Origin of the sequence: Halalkalibaculum sp. DA3122, from assembly GCF_043951865.1 — a bacterium.
Taxonomy (GTDB): domain Bacteria; phylum Bacteroidota; class Rhodothermia; order Balneolales; family Balneolaceae; genus JAMQKA01.
In genome coordinates this window covers 32746-55978 of record NZ_JBINJF010000025.1, presented here as the reverse complement: position 1 = coordinate 55978, position 23233 = coordinate 32746, and the positions used below count along the sequence as shown (strand labels likewise).

The 23233-nt window shown below is 51.3% G+C and carries 18 protein-coding genes; 7 read left to right on the top strand and 11 right to left on the bottom strand.

Features of this window, described 5'->3' with window-relative positions:
• Positions 1-411: 411 nt before the first annotated feature.
• The 9 genes from ACG2F4_RS14740 to ACG2F4_RS14700 all read right to left on the bottom strand — a co-directional run bounded on the left by ACG2F4_RS14740 (position 412) and on the right by ACG2F4_RS14700 (position 12657).
• Complete coding sequence (locus ACG2F4_RS14740; protein WP_395261648.1) at positions 412-1743, bottom strand: TolC family protein; 1332 nt, start codon at positions 1741-1743, stop codon at positions 412-414.
• Positions 1744-1850: 107 nt separating this feature from the next.
• Positions 1851-4958 carry an efflux RND transporter permease subunit gene (locus ACG2F4_RS14735; protein WP_395261647.1) on the bottom strand — a complete coding sequence of 1036 codons (3108 nt, stop codon included), beginning with the start codon at positions 4956-4958 and terminating at the stop codon, positions 1851-1853.
• A gap of 20 nt (positions 4959-4978) precedes the next feature.
• Positions 4979-6049, bottom strand: coding sequence for an efflux RND transporter periplasmic adaptor subunit (locus ACG2F4_RS14730; RefSeq protein WP_395261646.1), 1071 nt, complete (start codon positions 6047-6049; stop codon positions 4979-4981).
• A gap of 210 nt (positions 6050-6259) precedes the next feature.
• Positions 6260-6586, bottom strand: a complete 327-nt coding sequence (trxA, locus tag ACG2F4_RS14725) for a thioredoxin TrxA (protein ID WP_395261645.1) — start codon at positions 6584-6586, stop codon at positions 6260-6262.
• 256 nt (positions 6587-6842) lie between these two features.
• Positions 6843-10325: a DNA polymerase III subunit alpha gene (dnaE, locus tag ACG2F4_RS14720; protein ID WP_395261644.1), complete on the bottom strand. Its 3483-nt coding sequence runs from the start codon at positions 10323-10325 to the stop codon at positions 6843-6845.
• A gap of 129 nt (positions 10326-10454) precedes the next feature.
• Positions 10455-10877: a secondary thiamine-phosphate synthase enzyme YjbQ gene (locus tag ACG2F4_RS14715; protein ID WP_395261643.1), complete on the bottom strand. Its 423-nt coding sequence runs from the start codon at positions 10875-10877 to the stop codon at positions 10455-10457.
• A gap of 5 nt (positions 10878-10882) precedes the next feature.
• Positions 10883-11740 carry an alpha/beta hydrolase gene (locus tag ACG2F4_RS14710; protein WP_395261642.1) on the bottom strand — a complete coding sequence of 286 codons (858 nt, stop codon included), beginning with the start codon at positions 11738-11740 and terminating at the stop codon, positions 10883-10885.
• Complete coding sequence (gene thpR / locus ACG2F4_RS14705) at positions 11737-12288, bottom strand: RNA 2',3'-cyclic phosphodiesterase (RefSeq protein ID WP_395261641.1); 552 nt, start codon at positions 12286-12288, stop codon at positions 11737-11739. Before thpR ends, ACG2F4_RS14710 begins: the two co-directional genes overlap by 4 nt.
• A gap of 96 nt (positions 12289-12384) precedes the next feature.
• Positions 12385-12657 carry an acylphosphatase gene (locus ACG2F4_RS14700; RefSeq protein ID WP_395261640.1) on the bottom strand — a complete coding sequence of 91 codons (273 nt, stop codon included), beginning with the start codon at positions 12655-12657 and terminating at the stop codon, positions 12385-12387.
• Positions 12658-12797: 140 nt separating this feature from the next.
• Between ACG2F4_RS14700 and ACG2F4_RS14695 the strand changes: the two genes are divergently transcribed.
• The 5 genes from ACG2F4_RS14695 (at position 12798) to ACG2F4_RS14675 (ending at position 18556) form a co-directional block, all read left to right on the top strand.
• Positions 12798-13736 carry a hydrogen peroxide-inducible genes activator gene (locus tag ACG2F4_RS14695; protein WP_395261639.1) on the top strand — a complete coding sequence of 313 codons (939 nt, stop codon included), beginning with the start codon at positions 12798-12800 and terminating at the stop codon, positions 13734-13736.
• Between the two features lie 234 nt (positions 13737-13970).
• Positions 13971-14924 (top strand): TerC family protein, encoded by a 954-nt coding sequence (locus tag ACG2F4_RS14690; RefSeq protein ID WP_395261638.1) that lies wholly within the window; start codon positions 13971-13973, stop codon positions 14922-14924.
• Positions 14921-15358: a hypothetical protein gene (locus ACG2F4_RS14685; protein WP_395261637.1), complete on the top strand. Its 438-nt coding sequence runs from the start codon at positions 14921-14923 to the stop codon at positions 15356-15358. The genes ACG2F4_RS14690 and ACG2F4_RS14685 overlap by 4 nt, the downstream gene beginning before the upstream one ends.
• Positions 15359-15474: 116 nt before the next feature.
• On the top strand, positions 15475-16458 hold the full coding sequence (locus ACG2F4_RS14680) for a hypothetical protein (protein WP_395261636.1): 984 nt from the start codon (positions 15475-15477) through the stop codon (positions 16456-16458).
• Positions 16459-16843: 385 nt separating this feature from the next.
• Complete coding sequence (locus ACG2F4_RS14675; RefSeq protein ID WP_395261635.1) at positions 16844-18556, top strand: ATP-dependent DNA ligase; 1713 nt, start codon at positions 16844-16846, stop codon at positions 18554-18556.
• Positions 18557-18622: 66 nt separating this feature from the next.
• Here ACG2F4_RS14675 and ACG2F4_RS14670 read toward each other — a convergent pair whose 3' ends face one another.
• Both ACG2F4_RS14670 and ACG2F4_RS14665 read right to left on the bottom strand, forming a co-directional pair.
• A complete protein-coding gene (locus ACG2F4_RS14670; protein ID WP_395261634.1) occupies positions 18623-19114 on the bottom strand; it encodes a fibronectin type III domain-containing protein in 492 nt (163 codons plus the stop codon).
• Between the two features lie 81 nt (positions 19115-19195).
• Positions 19196-20245 (bottom strand): T9SS type A sorting domain-containing protein, encoded by a 1050-nt coding sequence (locus tag ACG2F4_RS14665; RefSeq protein ID WP_395261633.1) that lies wholly within the window; start codon positions 20243-20245, stop codon positions 19196-19198.
• A 516-nt stretch (positions 20246-20761) separates the two neighbouring features.
• Between ACG2F4_RS14665 and ACG2F4_RS14660 the strand changes: the two genes are divergently transcribed.
• Together ACG2F4_RS14660 and ACG2F4_RS14655 are read left to right on the top strand one after the other, a co-directional pair.
• The gene (locus ACG2F4_RS14660) at positions 20762-21379 is read left to right on the top strand and encodes a response regulator (protein ID WP_395261632.1); all 618 of its coding nucleotides are present in this window, start codon (positions 20762-20764) and stop codon (positions 21377-21379) included.
• Positions 21366-23216 (top strand): 7TM diverse intracellular signaling domain-containing protein, encoded by a 1851-nt coding sequence (locus ACG2F4_RS14655; RefSeq protein ID WP_395261631.1) that lies wholly within the window; start codon positions 21366-21368, stop codon positions 23214-23216. Before ACG2F4_RS14660 ends, ACG2F4_RS14655 begins: the two co-directional genes overlap by 14 nt.
• Positions 23217-23233: the final 17 nt, after the last annotated feature.

The window sequence follows — 23233 nt, the reverse complement described above, 5'->3', positions numbered from 1 at the left end:
CATTTCCCAATCCGCCCGACGGGTATCAGGCAGTTATGTAAAATGTACTATCCACTACCTGTTGATCAATCCTTTGCCACACTTCTTCTCCCGGTAAATATTCAAAAAACATTTACCTGATCTACAAGTAAGAACTCCCACTTCAATAGTTGTTACAAACATTTGAAAATACTTCACTTACATGATTGTTTCTTTATCGAAAGATCTAATCGCAGAGTAAAAAAATAACTCTTCCCGATTCCCGGCTATCGTGGTAAGGAGTTCAATTTGCAGGTGCTGGCCACTATCTTGTGAGAACCTGATGTAATCGGGGGAGGGTATTTTTTGAGATATTCTCTTGGTCAACACTAGGTACACCTAGTCCAAGCCCCATTTAGCCAATTTAATCTCTGCTTTTCAGACCCGTTTAGTTTACCGATCAACCTGGCTGCTCCCGATGCCCATCAGTCGGAAAAGTTCAGCTTCAGCGGCCTTGGCTTCAAACCGGGCCTGGATAAGGCGGCTTTCCGCATCAATCAGGGTGCGCTGGGCTTCCCGAAGTTCGATAGAGTTGATCGTACCCAGCTTGAATCGTTCAAGGGCGATATCAACCGTTTGTTCGGCGTATGAAAGATTTTCCTCCTCCAGCTCAACCAGCCGAAGAGCGCTGAGATAGTTGTTGAATTCGGAATTAATGCCCGCCTTTATCCGCTGCTCCTGTTCCCGTATAGAGAGCCGGCGATTTTTGAGTGCTATCTCGGCGTTTTGCCTGCGACGCTCTAGATCGAACCCGTCAAACAAGGTAACGCGAGCCGTGAGCCCGTAGTTAAAGCCTTTATTCTGGCTGAGCTCCATAAAACCCGCAGCCGACTCATTCAGGTTATACCCGTATCCCACGTTCAGATCAATTTCAGGAAACCGTTCTGCCCTAATCTCTTGAATCTCAAGCTCGGTAACCCGTTCATTCGTTTTAGCCAGCGCCAGCTCTATATTTCCGGACAACGCCCGGGTAATGATTTCGCCATATACCAAGTCGGTATTTACAGGGATCTCGGACTGTACGGAAAAGGTGCTTTCCACATTCCGACCCATAAGCTCGTTCAGCAGAATTTTGGCATCCTCCAGGGTGACTTCCTGCCGGATCACGGCGGCCCGATCAGCATTATAGTCGGCCCGCGCCTGCAACAGATCATATTCCGATCCTGACCCCAGATCCTTGCGCGTCTCGGCAATCTGGATACGCTGTTCCGACACCTCCAACGTGCTTTCAAGTACCTCTGCTATCTTTTGCTGCCGAACGATATTAAAATATGCCGTAATAATCTGGGCCACATTGTTTTCGATCGTCAATCGCGATTCTATCGCCCCCAGCTTCTTCAGCTCCCCCAGTTTTTCATACGTGGTGAACATACCCAGTCCGTCAAATATCGTCCAGTTCAGGGAGGCCGTGGCGTTGGTGGTTGTTGTCTCGGCTCCCTTCACGTCCCGGTCAGGAATACTGTTGCCGGAAAACTCAGATTTGCTGTCTTCGATCCTTTTGCTGCGCGAAGCCGCTGCCGTAAGCTCAGGGAAAAAGCCTGCGTTGCCGTACGACTGGTTATTATCGTCAATAGCTGCATTATTCCGGGCAATCTGGATCGAAAAATTATTATCGAGGGAAATGCGGATCGCCTGGTCAAGTGTGAGCAGCTCCTGGTTTTGGGCTGTTACATTTGTGGTTATAGCACCGATGAGAATCAGGGTCAGGATAGGACTTCGAAACATATACATACTTCGTGTTGAAGGTTACAGGTTGAAGGTTGAAGGTTTATCTTTCAACCTGTAACCCTCAACTTTCAACAGATTTGATAAATTTAGTTGATTTAATGAAATCAAACTTTCACCGGCTCATATTTACGCTCGGCTTCTTCAACCACTTCCTGGTCGATGATATCATCCGCGCTTTTTACCGGCGACAGGTATGTGTACATTGCGGGGATTACGTACAACGTCAGGACGCTGCCGAAAATAAGTCCGCCGATGACGGCAATACCCATCGAGGTGCGGCTTTCCGCTCCCGCTCCCAGGGCCAGGGCAATTGGCAAAATGCCGAGCACCGTTGAAAGACTGGTCATCAGGATGGGGCGAAACCGTACTGCCGCCGCATCCATAATGGCATCGTATATGCTTAGACCCTGGCGCTGCCGCTGGTTGGCAAACTCCACAATCAGGATGCCGTTTTTGGTAACCAGCCCGATCAGCATAATCATCCCGATCTGGCTGAAGATATTGAGCGTGTCATTGAAGTACCAGAGCGTAATCAGCGCGCCGGTCAGGGCCAGCGGTACGGTAAGCATGATCGTAAACGGGTCTCTAAAACTCTCGAACTGGGCCGACAGCACCAGGTAAATAAGGACGAGTGCGAGCGCAAAGATAAACCAAAGGCTGGAGGAGCTCTCCACGAAATCGCGGGAAGGTCCCGCAAGGCTGGTAGTGTAGGAGGCATCAAGCACGCGGTCAGCGATCGCATTCATTTCGTCAATGCCGTTGGCAATGGTATTGCCCGGGGTTAGTCCCGCAGAAATGGTGGCCGATGCGTAGCGATTGTAGCGGTACAACTGTGGCGGGCTGCTCCGCTCTGCCACCGATACCAGGTTGTCAACCTGGATCAGCCTGTCCTGGTTATTCCGGACATAGAGTGTTTTCAAATCTACAGGCTCATCCCGGTTGGCCCGCTCCACCTGCCCGATAACCTGGTACTGCTTGCCGTCCATCACAAAAAAATCGAATCGTTGCCCGCTCAGCGACAGCTGCAGGGTTTGGGCAATATCGCGTACGGATACTCCCAGTGTTTTGGCCCGGTTCCGATTGATCTGAACCTGCAGTTCCGGCTTGTTGAATTTCAGATCCACATCCTGTACGGTGAATACGTTGCTGTTGCGGACCTCTTCCTGAAAAACGGGTATCGCCTCCTTCAGCTTGTCAAGGTTTTGAGCCTGCAGCACAAACTGCACCGGCAGCCCGCCGCGGCTGTTTCCGATGGTCTGTTCCTGAGTGACAAAAGTCCGCGCCCCGGAAAGATTCCCGACCATGCGGGTCAAATCATTTGCGATCTCATCCTGCGAACGTTCCCGGGTATCCGGGTCGGTAAGAATTGCGAATGCAAATCCCGAGTTGACCGAGCTGGAAGCCCCAAAGCCGGGCGAAGTGACCGAGATAATGGATTTTGCTTCGGGCACGCTGTCCTGAACGAGCGTGATGAGCCGGTCCATGTAGTTATCCATATACTCAAAAGAAGCGCCCTCGGGTGCCTGGGCAAACATTCGAATGCGGCTGCGATCTTCCAGCGGGGCCACCTCTTGCTGCACCACGTTCAGCAGTCCCCAGATAAAGAGCCCGCAAATCCCAATTGTGGCTATGGAAATCCACCGGTGCCTCATAAATGATTCAAGCGTGCTTTTATACGCTTTGTTCAAGCGCTTAAAATAGGGTTCTGTTTTGATATAGAACCAGCTGTGTTTTTGTCCCGCCCTCAACATTTTTGAAGAGAGCATCGGGGTCAGTGTCAACGCCACAAACGAGGAGATCACGACCGCACCTGCAATCACCACTCCAAACTCCCGGAACAGGCGACCGGTAACGCCGCCCAGGAACAGTATCGGCATAAACACAGAAACCAGCGCGAGCGAGGTGGCGATAACCGCAAAGAAAATTTCTCTTGACCCTACAATTCCTGCCTGGATGGGCGGCAGTCCCTGCTCCATTTTGGAATAGATATTTTCAAGCACCACGATCGCATCATCCACGACCAGGCCGATGGCCAGCACAATAGCCAGCAATGTCAGCACATTAATGGAAAAGCCGGCGATATACATCACAAAAAAGGAGCCGATCAAGGCGATCGGAATAACGATAATCGGGATGAATGTGGTACGCCAATCGCGCAGGAACAGGAAAATAATTAGAATAACCAGCGCCAGCGCGATAAAGATCGTCTGTTGCACCTCATCTATCGACGCCCGCACGTACTCGGTCGTATCAAAGCCCACCGCTGTTTCGATATCGGCGGGCAGGTCCTGCTTGATGCTTTCCACCCGTCTATAGAATTCATCAGCGATCGCAATCTGGTTGGCTCCCGGCTGCGGCACCAGCACCACGCCTACCATCGGCACCCCATCCCGCTTCAGGATGGTTCGCTCGTTTTGTGGTCCCAGTTCCGCCCGGCCGATATCCCGAAAACGGATGGTGTTCCCGCCGGATTCCTTGATGACCAGGTTATTGAATTCCTCCACCTGGGTCATCCGGCCCATGGTACGAACCGTAAGCTCGGTCAGGTTCCCCTCTATACGCCCGGAGGGCAGTTCCACATTTTCGCGGAGCACGGCGTTTCTGACATCCAGCGGGGTAAGATCGTAGGCCGCCAGTTTCATCGGGTCCATCCAGAGGCGCATGGCGTACGTCTTGTCGCCCCAGATCATCACATTGCTCACCCCTGGGATGGTTTGAACGCGCTCCTTGAACGCGTTTTCCGCAATTTCGGTAAGCTGTAGCAGGTTGCGGGAATCGCTCTTTATGTTGTAAAAAAGGATCGGGCTGGCATCCGCATCGGCCTTGGTGACGACCGGGGGTTCCGCATCAGGCGGCAGGTTCCCCACGGCACGCGATACCCGGGCGCGCACGTCGTTGGCGGCGGTCTCGAGGTCCACATCCAGATCAAATTCCACCGTCACCGTGCTCCGTCCCTCCCGGCTTACCGAGGTCAGGGTCCGGATTCCGGCAATGCCGTTGATCTGCTCCTCGAGCGGCTCGGTGATCTGCGACTCAATAATTTCCGCATTAGCCCCGATATAGCTGGTACTGACCGTAATAATCGGGGGATCAACGGCAGGGTATTCGCGCACGCCCAGGAAGGTAAACGCAATGATTCCAAACAGAAGAATCACGATAGAGAATACCGTGGCCAGCACCGGCCGGCGAATGCTTAGTGATGAGAGACTCATAGCAATCCCGTTTACAATTTTTATTGGACCTGCTGAAGCTGGACCGGCATCCCGGGACGCACCTGCAGCAGGCCGGTCGTCAAAATGGTGTCCCCAAACTCGACACCTTCGATAATCTGCACGCTTGATTCCGTACGGAGCCCCGTCTGCACGCTTTGCTGTTCGACCTGCCCATCCCGATATATATACACCTTCTGTCCCTGAAGTTCCGGGACAAGCGCAATGGTGGGAATCATCTTTGCATCTGTGATCGTCTCAAGCGTGAGTTCCAGATCGGCAAAAGCGCCCGGCATCAGTTTACGTTGCTTATTTTCACTTCGCGCGCGTATTTGCAGCGTTCTGGTTTCGGACTCAATTTTGGGCTCGATGGCGTAAATTTCACCTGTGAATTCCTCATCCGTTCCCTGCACGGAAAAACGGATACGGTCACCTTCCTGTACTTTACCCGCATATCGCTCCGGTATAGAAAAATCTATCTTTATCGGGTCGATGCTCTGCAGCGATGCTATGCGCGTAGCAGGAGATATGTAGCTGCCGTCACTTACATATTTTAACCCGATTTGACCATCAAAAGGAGCCCGGATTTCGGTTTTGTCGATCTGTGCCTGGATCAGGGCCACTTCGGAGCGCAGGACGTTCACCTCATTCAGCGTGGCATCATAATCTTCCTGGCTGATCCCGCCCTTTTCAAGCAGCTTTTTTTGGCGACTCTCCCGCTCGGCAGCCAGCTCCAGGCGATATTGGGCCCGTTTGAGCTGTGCCTGCAGCTCGCTGTCATTAATCTTAATCAGCAGATCGCCCTTTTTTACCGGGCGGCCCTCCTGCAGGTAAATGTCAGTAATCAGCCCTGAAACTTCACTCCGAAGCTCAATATCTTCGTTGGCAATAAGGGTGCCGGTGGTATAAATGATATCATTAACGGTATCCGGCTTTACTTCGAACGCCTCCACTTTGAGGGGGGCATTATTTCCAGCAGTAGATGATGACGCATTCTCTTCACCCAGCAGAGGTTTAATCTTCGGATACATCAACAATCCGACCACCAGGAACACCGTTACCACCGCGATTATTTTACTTGCCAAACTGCTCATACTTCATATGATAACTGTTTGTAATTACAGGCATAATAATTAATATAAGAAGATGATTATTTAAGTTTTTGACAATTGTTGTAAAAGGCAGTGACACTTTTCAGCCAGATTGTCTCCTGAACCCGGTTATTTCCGGCCGACTTCCAACAAAATAAAAAGCCCGGAGTTCGATCTCCGGGCTGAAACTACTTAAGCATTCATTACTTCAACTTACGCCAGCTGTGCTTCAAGCTGCTTTTTAAGCTGTGACTTCGGTACTGCTCCCACAATTTGATCTACCACTTCGCCATCTTTGAAAATCAGCAGCGAGGGTATGCTCCGGATACCGTACTTGGTCGAAATCTCGGGATTTTCATCAACATTAACCTTGCCGATTTTTGCTTTTCCTTCATATTCTCCGGCCATCTCGTCTACTACCGGACCGACCATTTTACAGGGACCACACCATTCGGCCCAAAAATCGACTAACACCGGTTTTTCAGATTCGAGAACATCTTCCTGGAAGGAATCGTCTGTAAACTTTACTGCTTTACTCATAACAAATTATCTTCTTCGATTGTAATTTTCGTTCATCTCACAACTGCAAACGCAAATATGCAAGATAAAATTCTTTAATGCTTATCATTTCTTACTATAGACGGTATTACAAAAACTTATCTTACCGATTAAGGTTGTAAGTTCAAAGTTGAAGATTCAAGGTTACAGGTTGAAGGACAAGGTTACTGGTTAACGGCCCACCAACCACTTAAAAACAAACCTTCAACATTTAACTTGCAACCTTCAACCATCCCCCCTATGAAGCCCCGTTTGTCCTCTTAAGCGCCACGGCATCTTCCCCAATCAGTCCCTTGAGCTCACCCAGCAGTTCCTGGGTGGGATCAACAACAAATTTTCTGGAATGCATCACAAATGGGCGTTTGGCCTCCCGGCTCAACACGTTAAACTGGATATTGGTCTCCCCCTTGTGGCCGGCAAAGAGCTCAGCCATTTTTCGGAGCTCTTCTTCCGTGATCGAGGAAGTATCGATATCCAGCTGCAGTTCAATCTGGTCCTGGTACTTTTCGCGCATGCTTTCTATCCGTTCAAGTGAGCTTGCGATAATTTTCGTGGGTCCGTTTCGCGTGTCGATATGGCCATCTACGACCACCAGCGTATCAACCTGAATCATACCCAAGTGACTGTCATAGACATCGTTAAAGGTGATAACCTCCACCGTGCCGTACAGGTCCTCCATCTGGACAAAGGCAAACGGGCGGCCGCGCTTGTCGGTAACACGTTTTACCTCGGTAATAATTCCGGCCACCCGCACTTCGGTGCGATCGTTCAGTTGTTCCAGCTCATCCGGCGCCAGCGTATGGGAGCAGAAAATATCGATATCTTCTCTGAACTTGTTCAGCGGATGCCCGCTCAGGTAGAAACCGATCAGCTCCCGTTCCTTGTTCAGCCGTTCAATATTGGACCACGGTTCGACCTCTTGCAGGGCCGGTTCCTCAATGACCGTGGCCGAGCCGCCGCCATCTCCAAAAAGATCGGACTGGTTGGAGTCTTCCAGCTCCTGCATTCGGTGCGCATAGGTTACGATAATATCCAGGTTTTCGATCAACTGGCGGCGATTCTTGTTAAAGCTATCGAAGGCCCCCGCCTGTGCCAGGCTCTCCAGCGTGCGCTTGTTGCAGACCCGGAGATCCATCCGCTTGGTGAAATCGAAAATGGATTCGAACGCCCCGTTCTCTTTCCGCTCCTCCACCAGTTCCTCCACGGCGTTGGAGCCAACGCCCTTGATCGCCTCCATGCCGTACTGAATATGGCCGTCGCGGGCTACGAACTTGCCCTCCCCGGTATTCACATTGGGCGGATCGACCCGTATGCCCATCTTGTAACACTCCTCGATAAACTTGGAGACCTTGTCGATATCGCCCATATTGTGGCTGAGGACCGCGGCCATATACTCGGCCGGGTAGTTAGCCTTGAAGTAGGCGGTCTGGTAGGCCACAACCGAGTACGCTGCCGAGTGCGATTTATTGAAGCCGTAGTTGGCAAACTCGGCCATCATGTCAAAAATCTCTTTGGCCTTGCCCTTTTCCACCCCGTTTTCAATGGCCCGGTTTACAAAGATCTCCTCCTGCTCCTCCATCACCTTTTTCTTCTTCTTCCCCATGGCACGACGCAGCAGGTCGGCATCGCCCAGCGAATAGTTGGCCATCTTCTGGGCCGCTTTCATAATCTGCTCCTGGTAGATCATAATACCATAGGTCGGCTCCAGGATCTCCTTAAGATCGGGATGGGGATATTCCACCTCTTTGCGGCCGTGTTTGCGGTCGATATATTCCGGGATAAACTGCATTGGGCCCGGGCGGTAGAGCGCGTTCATGGCGATCAGGTCGTCCAGCGATGTCGGTTTAAGCTGCTTGAGATACTTGCGCATGCCGTCCGACTCAAACTGGAAGGTGCCGATGGTCTGGCCCTTCTGGTAGAGTTCGAAGGTTTTTTCATTGTCAAAAGGGATCTCATCCAGGTCGTAGGTTTTCCCGTAATTTTCCTCTACGTACTTGATGGAGGTTTTGAGAATGGAGAGCGTTTTAAGTCCCAGGAAATCCATTTTCAGAAGGCCGCAATCCTCGGCCCAGGGACCATCGTACTGGGTGATCATCTCTTTTTCCTTGGAGAGCGCCACCGGCACGTACTCGCTGATCTCTCCCGGGGCTATAATCACGCCCGCCGCGTGGATGCCGGTCTGCCGCGCCGAGCCCTCCAGCGTGCGGGCATAGCGCATCATCTTGGCAATCTGGGGATCAGAATGTTCAAACAACTGCTGCAGGTCTTTGGCCGATTCCGGGTTGCGACTCGGGTCCAGCACCTTGTCGAACGTATCGAGGCCCGGTTTGTCGGGGAACATCTTGGAGATCTGGTTAACCTCCTGCAGTGGCACCCCCAGCACGCGGCCTACATCCCGAATCGCCGTCTTGGCCTTCATGGTGCCATAGGTTACAATCTGCGCCACATTTTCGCGCCCGTACTCCTCCACTACATAGTCGATCACTTCCTGTCGCCCGGAATCGTCAAAATCGATATCGATATCCGGGGGACTCACCCGCTCCGGGTTGAGAAACCGCTCGAACAGCAGGTCATACTTCAGCGGATCGATGTTGATGATACCCAGGCAGTAAGCCACAACCGAGCCCGCTGCCGATCCCCGGCCCGGTCCGACGAATACCCCCCGGTTGCGTGCCTCGGAGGTAAAATCCTGTACAATTAGAAAATAGCCGGTAAAGCCCATGTTTTTAATGATCCCCAGCTCCTGGTCGATCCGCTCGCTCACATCCTGGGTAATCTCACCGTATCGCTTTTTTGCCCCACTGTAGGTGAGCTCCCGCAGGTAGGCGTCCATCGAATCGTACTCATCCGGGATACTGTAGTGAGGCAGCAGCAGTTCAGAACTGAGATCGATATTGTCCACCTTTTCGACGATCTCGTTGGTATTGTCGATCGCCTCCGGCACGTCGTTGAACAGCTCCCGCATCTCATCCGGCGTCTTCATGTAAAATTCCGGATTCAGGTTGTTGTGATCGTCAGTAAACCGGAACCGGTTGGGATCGTCGATGTCGGCATTGGTCTGCAGGGCCAGCAGCACGTCGTGGGCCTCGGAGTCCTCTTTTTCGATGTAATGGGAATCGTTGGTGGCGATCATTTTCACCTTGTACTCCCGGGCCCATTTTTTCAGCACTTCGTTGCAGCGTTTCTGATCTTCCAGCCCGTGGCGCTGCAGTTCCACGTAGTAATCATCCCCAAACAGGTTCAGATACCACTCAAAAATGCGCTTGGCCTCCGCCTCACTTTTATTGATGATCGTCTGGTTGATTTCACTGGCGATACAGCAGGTGGTGGCGATCAGTCCCTCGGCGTGTTCGGCCAGGGTTTCCTTGTCGATACGCGGCTTGTAGTAGAGGCCGTCAACATAGCCGAGTGAGCATAGTTTCATCAGGTTTTTATAGCCGGCCATATTTTTGGCCAACAATACCTGGTGGTAGCGCGTGCGGTCTTTGCGGTCGTCCATGCCTGAAGGCGTCACATAAAACTCACACCCGATGATCGGCTTTACACCCTGCTTTTGGGCCTCATTTACAAACTCCGGCACCCCGAACATGTTGCCGTGGTCGGTGATCGCCGCGGCCGGCATACCGGTGTTTTTAGCCTTCTTGATCATGTTGGAGATACTGGCCGCCCCATCCAGCATGCTGAATTGCGTGTGCGAATGAAGGTGTGAAAAGTCGGGCATAATCGTCTGTTTTTGGAGGATGCGTTACGTTGTTACCCCAGCCAATTTACCAGAGGATGAGGAAAGATTAAAGGATTCAATTTTTAAAATTTGGATGCCCATTGATCGAATTAAGATCACATTCTAAATTCACTCCTTCCCGATGACCTGCACAAAAATGCGGCGGTCGCGCCTGTGGTTGTCATGGTTAAAAATGACGATCTGCTGCCAGGTGCCCAGTACCAGCCCGCCGTTGTGCAGCGGCACGGTGATGCCCGGTCCCATCATGGTGGCGCGCATGTGCGAAAAACCGTTGTCATCGCCCCAGGTCTCTCCGTGGCGGGTCGTCTGGTCGCGGGACGCAAACTCCTCCAGTTTGTCCTTCATATCCTGTACCAGGGCCGGCTCAAACTCGATAGTGGAGATGGAGGCCGTGGAGCCGATCGGGAATATGTGGACGAGCCCCTCCCCAAATTTTGAATGGTCAGATACCGAGGCCACCTTCTCCGTTATATTTGTAATTTCCGAAAATCCTTCCGAATTGATGGTGATTTCCTCGCTGTAAATATCCATTATTTCTACTGCTCTTTTTGCTTGTTTTTGATTCGCTTCGTTTCCAGTACTCCGCTTATAAAATTATCAATCGCCCGTATGTAGGCGCTCCCGGTCTCCAGGAACCCGTTTCCGTGGTCGCCCTGCATTGTAAAAAACGTTTTGGGCTCGTTGGCAAGCTCAAACAGGCGGCGGCCGTGAGAGTAGGGAATGAGGTCATCTTCCGTGCTGTGGGCAACCAGTATTGGTACCTGAATATTCCTGATATACCGTTTATTGGGGAAGTCATATTTCACCATCATGCGGGTGGGAAATATCGGGTACAAATCGGCGGCCAGGTCGGGAGCCGAGATAAATGTGGATTCCAGGATAACGGCGACCGGCGTAACCCGGTTGGCCAGCCAGCCCGTGATAGCTCCGCCCAGTGAGCGCCCCATCAGGATAATTTCATCTGCCGGTATGTCCCGTTCTTCCGTAAGGTACCGCCAGGCGGCCATCGCATCTTTATAGGCTCCTGTTTCCGAGGGCGCTCCCTCGCTTTGTCCATATCCCCGGTAGTCATAAATAAACACATTCAGCCCGATTCGATTAAGCAGCTCTATGGTTTCCAGCCGACCGGAAATGTTGCCTGCATTTCCATGTTGAAAAAGGACCGTTCCCCGCGAATTTTCATGCGGAACGTACCACCCGTGGAGCCTCACACCGTCTTCACTCTCAAAGGTAACATCTTCATATTTCAGTCCCATAAATTCGGGCGTATAGGGAAGGTCGGAAACAGGATGAAAAATCAGGTACGACTGGAAAAGGTAGAGTAGCAGAAAAATCAGCAGATATCCTGCTGCGAGGGCTGCCAATGTCCAAAAAAGTGTGGTTAACATCTTCATGCCTCGTCATTGTTTCTCAGGGCAAAATATTCTACGGGAATATGCTGCGCTCCCTCCGGTCGCAGCTTGCTCTGATACAGTATAAATTTATCCACAGGTATGCCCTCGATTTGAATCTTTTTGTTCCTGTTAAAAAAGGAATGCACCTCTTTCCTTGACTCGCCGCCAACCCTGCCAATCGTGACATGGGGAATAAATGTTCGGTCCTCCGGCTCAACTCCTGCCGTTCGACAAGCCTGTTCCACCATTTCCTGTAGATTCAGAAGGGTCCTGTTTTCCTGTATACCCGCCCAAATAATTTTCGGATGTTTACGCGGCGGAAAATATCCGAGCTCGTTAATCGACATTTCAAACGCCGGAACCCGGATCTCGTAAAGGTTCTCTATCAACTGTTCCCGTTCAGCTGTATCCTCCATATCCCCGACAAACCGCAGGGTCAGATGCATCGTCTCTGGAGTGGTCCACCGAATATCCAGGCCGTGGTCCTGCAATTCCGAAAGCCGCGCGGCGACCCAATCCGGTAAATCTATGGCAATAAACAGACGCATAATTACGGGGTGTGGAGTTTAGTTTTAATCACTTTTTAACGGTCACCAACCAACAAGGCCGGTTATGCCCCATCCCTTTAGAGAGGTTCGGGCCGGTCAATATGTGACCCGGAAGTTGCTGAATTCCCGGCTGGGCGTTTCCCATTCTACCTCTACATTGGAGACACTGCTGGCACGCGGACCCTCTTTTACCCGTTCAACCATCTTTTTAACCGGGGGGGCCTCTCCCTCAAACACCGCCTCCACCCGCCCGTCCGGCAGGTTTTTCACCCAGCCGTTGACTCCAAGCTGACGGGCATTGGTTTTGGTAAAATGGCGAAATCCGACCCCTTGCACGCGGCCTTCGATAAAAATATGTGCTCGCTTCATCAGAATGTTCGGTTTTTTGATTACTGATTTCATTCCATCCATTCCACTCAAATGTATACCATTCAAAATGGATTCCAAAAGATCCCCAAAAGTTAGTATACTTCTTTGCAGAAACACCTCGGAAATATGATTTTCGTTTCATGACATTAACTCAACTCTCGTACATTGTTGCCGTAGACCGGTACCGCCACTTTGCCACCGCTGCTGAGAAAACCTACGTCACCCAGCCCACGCTGAGCATGCAGATTCACAAGCTGGAAGAGGAGCTGGGGGTCACCATTTTTGATCGATCCAAGTCGCCGGTTGTCCCGACCGAGATCGGGGAGCGCATCATCGAGCAGGCCAAAGAGATGCTCAAGCAGTCCAAGCGCATTGAAGACCTGGCCTTAATCAACGACGAGGAACTAAAAGGGGAATTTCGAATCGGCATTATTCCCACGGTCGCCCCCTATTTGCTGCCCCTTTTCCTGAGGAGCTTTACGGAAAAATACCCAAAAGTGAAGCTCATTTTTGAAGAGATGGTCACTAACGAACTGCTGGAGCTGCTGGAGCAGGATCAGCTGGATGTGGCTATTATAGCTACACCTGTCGAGCAGAGTTTTGTGCATGAAGTGGATCTTTACTACGAGCCGTTCGTGGGTTACGTTTCAGGAGACCACCCCCTTTCGAAGGAGGAACACCTGACTATTGACGATCTTGAAGCGAGCAACCTGTGGCTGCTGAACGAGGGGCACTGCTTCCGCGACCAGACGATGAAGCTGTGCAAAAAACATCGCCGCGAGGCATCGAAAGATCTCAATATCGAGTTTGAAAGCGGCAACCTGGAAACCCTGAAGCAGCTGGTGGAGCAGGATTTCGGCATGACGCTGCTGCCCTACCTGGCGATCAACCAGATCAACCAGCAGTGTGCCACAGCCCACCTGCGCTATTTTAAGGACCCGGTGCCCCGCCGCAAAGTCCGCCTGGCCTACAGCCGGGAATTCCTCAAAAACAATATTATCGAGGCATTTGCTGATGAAATAAGATCCTGCGTTCCCGAAGAACTCAGGAAAGCGGAAGAGGGCGTTGTTGTTGAATAGGCAGACGTGAGAAGTGAGACGTGAAACGTGAGATGGCAGACGTGAGACGTTGTTTTCTACTCTCAGATATTTGTAAAAGAATAATTAACTTTTTTAACCTTTCTCGTAAGAACGTCTCACATCTCACTCCTGCCGTCTCACTTCTGCCATCTCACTTCTGACTTTTCACTTCACGCTTTTATCCCTACCTTTGGTGTTTATTTTTGACAACAGAATGCTCAATAAATTTAACAAGTGGAACACAGCTTAACCCTCTGGATCGTATTCAACGCATTTATTGTAGCGATGTTGATTGTAGACCTCGTGGTATTCCACGGCAAAGAGCACGAGGAAAGCATCAAGGAAGCGCTGATATGGACCGGAGTTTGGATTGTCCAGGCCCTGTTGTTTGGCATTGGTGTATATTACTATATGGGTGGTAGCACCGCGCTGGACTATTACACCGGCTACCTGATCGAAAAATCGCTGAGTGTCGACAATATTTTTGTATTCCTGCTGGTATTCACCTACTTCAAGGTACCCGCCAAGTACCAGCATAAAGTGCTTTTCTGGGGTATTTTCGGTGCACTGGTCATGCGGCTCCTGTTTATCTTTACCGGTGTGGCGCTGCTGGAACGGTTCCACTGGATTATCTACGTATTCGGGGGATTTCTCGTCTTTACCGGTATCAAGCTGGCGCTGGAAAAGGACAAGGAAGTTCACCCCGAGAAAAACCCGGTACTGAAGCTGGTGCGGCGATTTATTCCGATCACCAAAAGCTACCACGGTTCCAACTTTTTCATTAAAAAGATGGGACGGCGCATCGCCACGCCGATGTTTGTGGTCCTTATCGTTATTGAAACGACTGATGTGGTTTTTGCCCTCGACTCCATCCCCGCGATCCTGGCCATTACCACCGACGAGTTTATTATCTACAGCTCCAACGCTTTTGCCATCCTCGGGCTGAGGGCTCTTTATTTTGCCCTGGCCGGCGTCATGAAACTATTTCACTACCTGCACTACGGCCTCTCCATGATCCTTGTTTTTGTGGGGATCAAAATGCTGATTGCCGACTTCTACCACATCCCTACTCCCTGGGCCTTGGGTTTCGTCGCACTTACGCTGATCGCTTCCGTCATCGCTTCCCTGCTGTTTCCCAAAGAAGATGAGAATTCCCTTCCCGTTGAAGAAATACCCGCCGAAGAATGATCCCGGAAGATTTCTCCATAAAATGGTTCACACTTTATTACAGCGTGTTTGGAATGTTGATGCTGGTCTGCGGCGGGTGGCTGGCCGTTACACCTTCCAAATTTAAACATCACCTGGTTCAACGAGCAGAGAAAAAAGATACGCCGCCTCTCCTCCGATCCATACTGAAATACTGGCTGCTGTTTACCCTGCCCTGCCTGGTACTTTCGTTTGTCCCGTTTTCGCTTACCGAACTTCTGTTCTCGGTTTGGAGTTTGTTGATGGTGTACCTGGCGGGAGCACAACTGGTGCGCTGGCCGCAACTCCGCATGGTCATTAGGGAAAACCCATCCACGGTATCGACAGCTGTTCGCTGGCTGGGTGTCGGTATGGTGTCAGCAGCCGTTGTTATTCTACTTCTCAGCTACATGAAGATTTTAGCACTTGACACGTAGTAACGAGTAACAGGTAATGAGTAATTGCAGCCGTACTTGTCTCTCGACACTTGACAACGCTTTACGTCTAACGTCTAAGAGACTGTTGAATAAATGGGGGACTTCCAAAAGAATCTATGCAAATAACGAAAGCCGGATATCACGGAATTTTGTTGCCGGAGCTGAACATCGGGTTTGATTTCAGCACGCCGGAGGTGGATCACATCTTTATATCGCATGCCCATTCCGACCACATGCCGCGAAACCGGAAGGAGTCGGTGTACTGCACCCCGAACACCTACAAGCTGATGAAGAAACGCGGCTACTCCGGTGAGGCAACCACGCTGGATTTTGGGGAACCGGTAGAAACCGAGGACGCATGCATCACATTTTATCCTGCAGGACATATCCTGGGTTCGGCCATGACGTATGTGGAAAGTGATCTGGGCAATGTACTTTATACGGGGGATTACCGCACGCCGCCCTCTCCCGCCACTGAGGGATTTGAGCTGCCTGAGAACGTGGATTATTTCATCACGGAAGCTACTTTCAGCCTCCCGGTGTATCGGTGGAGTTCGGTGGAGGAACTGACCGGGCAGGTTCGAAATTTTGCACGCACAACCCTGGATGAGGGCTACACACCGGTATTCCTGGCGTACAACCTCGGCAAGGCGCAGGAGGTCATGCATATGCTGGCGCCGCTGGATCATACCGTGCAGATTCACGGTGCGGGATACAAACTCTGTTCGGTGTATGAGGAGGCGGGGATCGACCTGGGACGGTATGAAAGCTACGATCGTGAGACCTGTGAAGGTAACATCCTGATTACCACCACCTCAGCACTGAATAACGGCTTTGCCTCAAATGTAAGTAAAAAGAGAATTGCCTATTGCTCGGGATGGGCTGCGCGGGAGGCCACGCGTACCCAGCTCACGGTCGATGAGCTGATTCCGCTCTCCGATCACCTTGACTTCTTTGAGCTGATCAACCTCTGCAAGACCCTGGATCCCAAACAGGTTTTAATCACCCACACCCCCAACGCCAGCGTGGTGCGGCACTACCTTGATAAATACGATATAGACTCCCGATTTCTCGACCTGGAAGCTGAAACGGATGATTAAGTTAACCTGAGTTCTACATAGTGATCTCAACCAGAATGCCTGTTTGCCTTGAAATGGCAAGAAAACAGTCCCTCCTTGAGGAGGGTGGGCTAATCGCGTGGGGTTCGCGATTAGGTCGGGAGGTGCAGGTCCAACATAGAATAACACCCCTCCCGCCTTCGGCGGGGCTCCCCTCAAGGGGAGATTAAAGGCCTGCCCCAAGAAATTAAGAAACAATGTTAAAGCTGGAAGCTATATAACTCAAGTTAAGTTAAAACCCGAAGTAAAGCGTTTAAGAACAAAGGTACGTCATCTGATTGGAGCTAAGCGGAATCGAAGGATGACAGAGCGTTGATTTGAATTCTCGACCACTTGTATTTCAAGCTGTATAATCCAGACTTTAAAAATGAGTAACTCTTTCCAACAACTGGCAGAAACCGCACAGCGTATTGCGGAGACACGCAGTACCAACTCCAAGATTGCGATCTGTGCGGATTATTTCCGATCTATTGAACAGGATGAGGATCTGAACCTGGCAGCCCAATTCCTGGGAGAAGGAGCCTTTTCGTCAATCTCCGGCAGGCGGGCTTCGGTGGGCAGCCGCACCTATTCCACCTGTGCGGCTGAGTTTTGCGATATAGACTACGAAAAAGTATTCAAGCCCTGCCGCACGGCGCTGGGCAGCTCATCGGAGGCGATCGAAAAACTGATGCAGAACATCGATCTGGCGCGGGAGAAGCGGGACCCCCAACAGCTGACATTGCTGCAGATCCAGGAAAGCTACGAGGAGTTGTACCGGGTTTCTTCCCGCCAGGACAAACAGGATATTCTGCGCGGAATGTGGAAACAGATGACGCCGGTGGAGATCAAGTACTACATCCGGATCATGAGCCAGGGTTCGCTGCGGATCGGGTTTGAATCTCGCAGCGTGACCTCTGCCATCGCCGAAGCGTTTGACAAAACGTTGGAAGCAGTCCGGTACGCCCACATGATCACCGGCAGCATCGGTCGCACGGCGACGCTCAGCAAAAATAACAGCCTGGATGAGGCCAACTTCAAGCTGTTTCACCCGCTCTCGTTCATGCTGGCCTCCCCGATCGAAAGCCGCGCCGTGGAGAGCCTGGAAGGCTACATCGCCGAAGAAAAATTCGACGGCATGCGCGCACAGGCCCATATAAGCGGACAAAAAGTGGAACTCTACTCCCGCGACCTCAACGATGTCACGCACTCCTTCCCGGAAATCGTCCAGTTTTTTGCCAGGCGCGGTCTGCCGGATATCGTACTGGACGGTGAAATATGTGTGTTCAAAAATGATGAAATACTGCCCTTCCAGCTCCTGCAAAAGCGGATGGGACGAAAAAAACCGGGTAAAAAAATAATGGAGAAGTATCCGGTACTATTCATCGCCTATGACCTGCTATACCTGGAGGACCGGCCAATTTTTGACTTCTCGCTGATGGAACGGCGGGCCTGCCTCCGGGAACTGGCCGAATCCCAAAACCTGCCGATCACCAACCAGTTTGAAGTAGATAACCACGAACATGTGGATGAGCTGTTTGAACGGGCGCTGGCCCACGGCAACGAAGGACTCATGCTCAAAAAGAAAGACAGCACCTACGAGTACGGGCAGCGGCGCAAATCGTGGCTCAAGGTTAAAAAACCGGGCGGCACGCTCGATACGGTGCTGATGTACGCCCACGCCGGAAGCGGCAAGCGCGGCGGATACTACTCCGATTTTACGCTGGGCATCAGCGTGAAGGAGGATGAGCGATACGAGGAGGAGTTCATCCCGATCGGCAAGGCGTACGGCGGGTATACGGATGAGGAGATGAAGCGGCTGAACGAACGGATCAAAGATTTGACGGTGGAAAAGTACGGTCCCACGCTCGGCCTGATTCCTGAAATTGTGGTGGAGCTGGAGTTTGACGATATCCAGGTAAATAAACGCACCAAGGCTAATTACACGCTGCGGCTGCCGCGCTTCAAGGCGATCCGGTGGGATATGAGCCCGAAAGATGCGGATACGCTCAAAGATGTGGAGCGGCTGTATCAGCAAAAAATTGAACGGGACCGGCTGAAGCAGTCGGTAAACCCATCGTTCTATTACAGTGGAGATTGAATCCGTATGGCGTACTGCGTATTGCGTATTTCGAATTTTAGTCTCTGGCTCATCTACTCTTCGACCCTATACGTCTTTTCTTCCCGGATCGAGCCCCGTGACTAGGTTACTACGGCCGGTCCGGCGGATCCGAAAACGGGGTGACTCAACCTGTGCCGAAGGATCACTCTGGTTGCCCGCCTCGTCGACGGCTGTCAGCCGGTAGTAATAGGTGGTGCCGTTTTGCAGGTCCTCATCCTTAAATGAAGTTTGCGTTAGCGGTGACCCGTTGACTGGATCGAGGCCCGAAACATCCGAAAAATTACTTTCTGAACGGTACAGGTTGTAGCCGTCCAGGTCATCCTCGGAGTTGGGACTCCAGGTCAGCTCCACCACCTGACCCCCGGAAGTTCCCTCCACACTTCCGGGAGCCGACGGCGGCGTGGTGTCTTCGGTCTGGTCCGGCGGATCGTCCACCCCGTCATTATTGCCATCACCGCCCGAATCTGACGGGCTGCCGCCGCAACCGGCCAGCAGCCCCAATATTAGTATTGCAGTTAACAGTGCTTGAATCTTCATAATAGCTCCTGTTCCATTTTAAAATTTCTCACCTGTTAATATCTCACAACTCATGACTCAAGACCCACGACTCAAGCCTGACTACTTAATAAGCATCATTTTTTGGGTAAATCGGCGCGTCCCGATCTCGAAGACCGCAAAATATAGCCCACTCGAATGACGGCTCGCGTCAAAATCCACTGAATGTACTCCAGCCTCCCGCACTTCGTTGACGAGGGTTGCCACCCGGCGTCCCAACACATCATAGACTCTCAGCCGAACTTTCGCCTGCTCCGGCAGGGCGAACTGCAACGTCGTCGTCGGATTAAAAGGGTTCGGGTAATTCGGTTGTATATCCACCGTTTGGGGCAGATATTCCGACTTTTGCCGCTCAAGGTACTGCTCGTCACCCACCAGCAACACCATGTCAGTGACTGCTGATTCAGGCGTCAACGTAATTTCGATTTCAGTTGCATCCAGGCTGTATTGCCTTCCCGTGGCAGGATTGACCAAGGCTACGTCTGCATTGGGAATTTCTTTATTTTCACGCAACCGGACGACTACCGGTTCACCATCCACCGCGTTTAGTACCAGGGAAAACTGTTGCCCCACCGGATCATGCCTGTGATACTTCCGTGCAAGCGCGTCGTTCCGGCTTGAGTCCTCGTCGAGGGCACTGCGCACAAATCGCAGGGATCCTTGTTCAAAAGTACCTGGCGGTGCGACTACATCCGCCTTTTCTCGTGCGTGATCAATAAATGTAATGCCACTTTTCGAGACCACCTCCCCCTCTATCTCCAGCTCTAGAGTAATATGGAGTTCCGGTTCCGATACTGATTTCTGCTTTTCGGTCGCGATTTGGTAGGGAATGACAAGAGTTTCCAGCTGCTGATCATTCAAAAAATAAAAGGCCCGGCCACTTTTGGCAGACGCAAATGCAGCAGACTCGCTAAAGCTGCCTTCAAAGCCCCATATCGGTTGCAAGTCTACCCCGTTTGCCTGTTCAACAGCACTCCATGACACATCAATATCGAGCGGATTGGAGATGATATTCCAGCCGGGATGCAGCGGTATAGTTGCCTCACGGTTTTCTGTAAGTGTTACCGAAGGCACCGTTACTGTTTGCAGATGAAGCCGTCTTGAGCGACTCATTCCATATTATATCCTGGCATTGATAACCCCGTCCCCTAAATAAGCAGCTGAAATCGTCATCCTGTCGCGGCAGCGCGCAATAGAGCGGGTATAGTGGCATTACCACCGATACAGATCACAACACCTTCCTGAAACCGTCACTATCCATGTTCGCTATCGGTTTTCAAGGTCCATCGTTGCAAAAACTTCTTCCCGCTGTAGTTGATATTACAAGGTTATAAAAAGCGCTCAAGTAACAGGGAATAGGAATACATATCTCTATTGATTGTATCGAACATAACCGGTTCAACACCCGCAGTATATATGAGACATGCAAGACCGTCAATAATCAGAAGTGAGTATTTTTACGTAGACGTTACTTTTGAACGACCATCGCATCTTCACCATAAAATTCTTTCCAAAACCCTGATTTTTTTAAATATTTGGATAATTATTCGTCGGCACTGCAGGTAATTTACCCTGCGATTTAAAACCAGCGTTGGCGTTGTAAAAACTACAGGCTATCGGACTGATCTCATGGAACGAACCATCTGCATTTGCGATGATCACCCGATTGTGGCGGAAGGCATCGGGCATATTTTATCTGGAAAATACGGGCGGCTGAAGCTCCAGACTGTCAAGACTGGGAAAAAGTGCCTGCAGTATCTGCAGCACCACCTGCCCGACCTGTTGATACTGGACCTCAATCTCCCTGATGTCAACGGTCTTGGCCTGATGAAGAAAATACGAAGCCGGCACCCCGAATTGCCGATTCTAGTACTTACGATGCATAAAGACGCATTCATTCTGGATCAGATTGAGACACTGGGGGGCAACGGCTACATGCTGAAGGATTTCGGGCGCAATGAACTGCTGCAGGCGCTAAAATCTATTGAACACGACACCTTTTATGTGAGTCCCGGTATCCGCCAATCGCTGCAAACCGACGGCTTCAGCGGTACGCTTCAACTCACACCCCGGGAAAAGGAGATTATTGCATACACCGCCAGTGGAAAGTCGGCCCGGGAAGTCGCCGAGATCCTCCATATCAGTAAACACACGGTGGATACACACCGTCGCAATATCTATAAAAAGCTTGATATCGACGGCGTTAAACAATTAATACATTTTGCTCACACGCATGGGTTGGTCTAACCGGTCGATATGGGGAAGCCTGGTAATATGGCTCATGGCCGCGGGAAGCATACCGGCCCAGCAGTTACCCTCGCTCCCGCTTGCCGGGGCGGCCTCCGGCCAGCAGATCACCGATTCGGCGGCCATCTTTCATACCGAACAAAACCTGTCTCCCGGTCAAGCCTGGGAAAAGATCCAACAATCCGGCACTACCCATTTTAACGATTTCGGCTTTACCGATCACCGGTATTGGGTGGGGTTACAACTTGAGAACCTGTCCGCTTACCAGCAGTGGATTTTGGAGGTTGAAAATCCCCATATCGATTATATCACACTGTATATCCGGTCGCCGGGAACCGGAGACTGGATCAAAATCGAGCAATCCGGAGACCGGGTGCCGCACCACGTTCGATCGCTATCTCACTACAACCCTGCACTACCGATAGATTTTACCGGCCGGTCGCAGCTCGACCTGCTGGTGATGCTCTACAAGCAGCACTCGTCCCTCAACTTTAACCTGCGGTTGTGGGAACAGGCCGATTTCAGCCGCCAGCAGCAGGTTCAATATACCGTGTACGGGGGCTATTTCGGAATTTTACTGCTGGTTATAATAGCGACCGGTTGTATCTTTGCCTTTTCTCGCAAGCAGGTGTACCTGTGGTATCTGCTCTATATTTTAACCATCGGCTTGTACATCCTGGCCGACACCGGCCTGGCCCACCAGTTTATCTACCCCGGATCCGCTACCATCCCGAACTACGCTCGCATGGTGCTGACCTACGGCTTCCTGTTTACCTTTATTCCGTTTACCCAGCATTACTTTTCTACCGGTCGTACGCTGCCTTCGTACCACAGGGGATTCAATATACTTCTGGGCCTTGCCCTTCTGCACTTTGTGGTGTTCACCACCTGGTTTCTGCTGGGTAATGTTGACGGTATCCTGGCCCTTAGTACCAAAAACCTGATCATTCTATTGTGCCTGCTGTTTTTGCTGTACCACGGGGTTATTCAGCTTGGGGTTAACCGTATTCCTGCGCGCTTCTACCTGGCGGCTTTTTCAGCCATGCTTCTGAGTGCAGTCTATAAAGCAATTGCTCAATTTGGGCTGGTTCCCCGGGTGGTATATCCCTTAACGCCGCTTCAAATCGGCTTTTTTTTCGAAATTATTATTCTTTCGGTAGGGATGGGCTGGCAGGTCCGCCAACTGGATCGCGAGCAGGCGGAGTTCCGTTCGCGCATCAACAAGCTGCAGAACGAGAAGCTGCAGGCATTTGTGGATGGGGTTGATAAAGAGCGCCACCGCATTGCCAGAGATCTGCACGATGCAGTAGGGTCGCGCCTCACTCATCTCAAACACCTGGTTGAGCGCGGCTCCAGCAATGGTCTGGCCGGGCGGATACAGCAAATTATTACAGATGTACGATCTATTTCGCACCAATTATCACCTCCCGGGCTGCAGCTTACCACACTGGAACAGAATATACAGCAATTGGTTCGGGAATCGGACACAAACAGCTCCATTCAGTACCACCTGCAGATACTGGACCTGCCGGAAAAACTATCGACCGAGGTTTCCACGAATGTATACCGGTTGGTTCAGGAGGGCATCAACAACATAGAAAAGCACAGCCAGGCAGATCAGGCAGACATTCAACTGATTAATCACGGGGATAAACTCGTGTTAACCATCGAAGATGACGGGGTGGGATTACCGGCCGGTTATCATGCTGATCAGGGGATCGGTCTGCGGAACCTCCATTACCGCGTGGAACAGCTGAATGGCACGGTCGAGATCTCCTCCGCCCCGAACAGGGGCACTCATATTTTAGTGGTCCTGCCCATAGCCCATCAGCCTTAAAAATTGTTTTAGCCTAA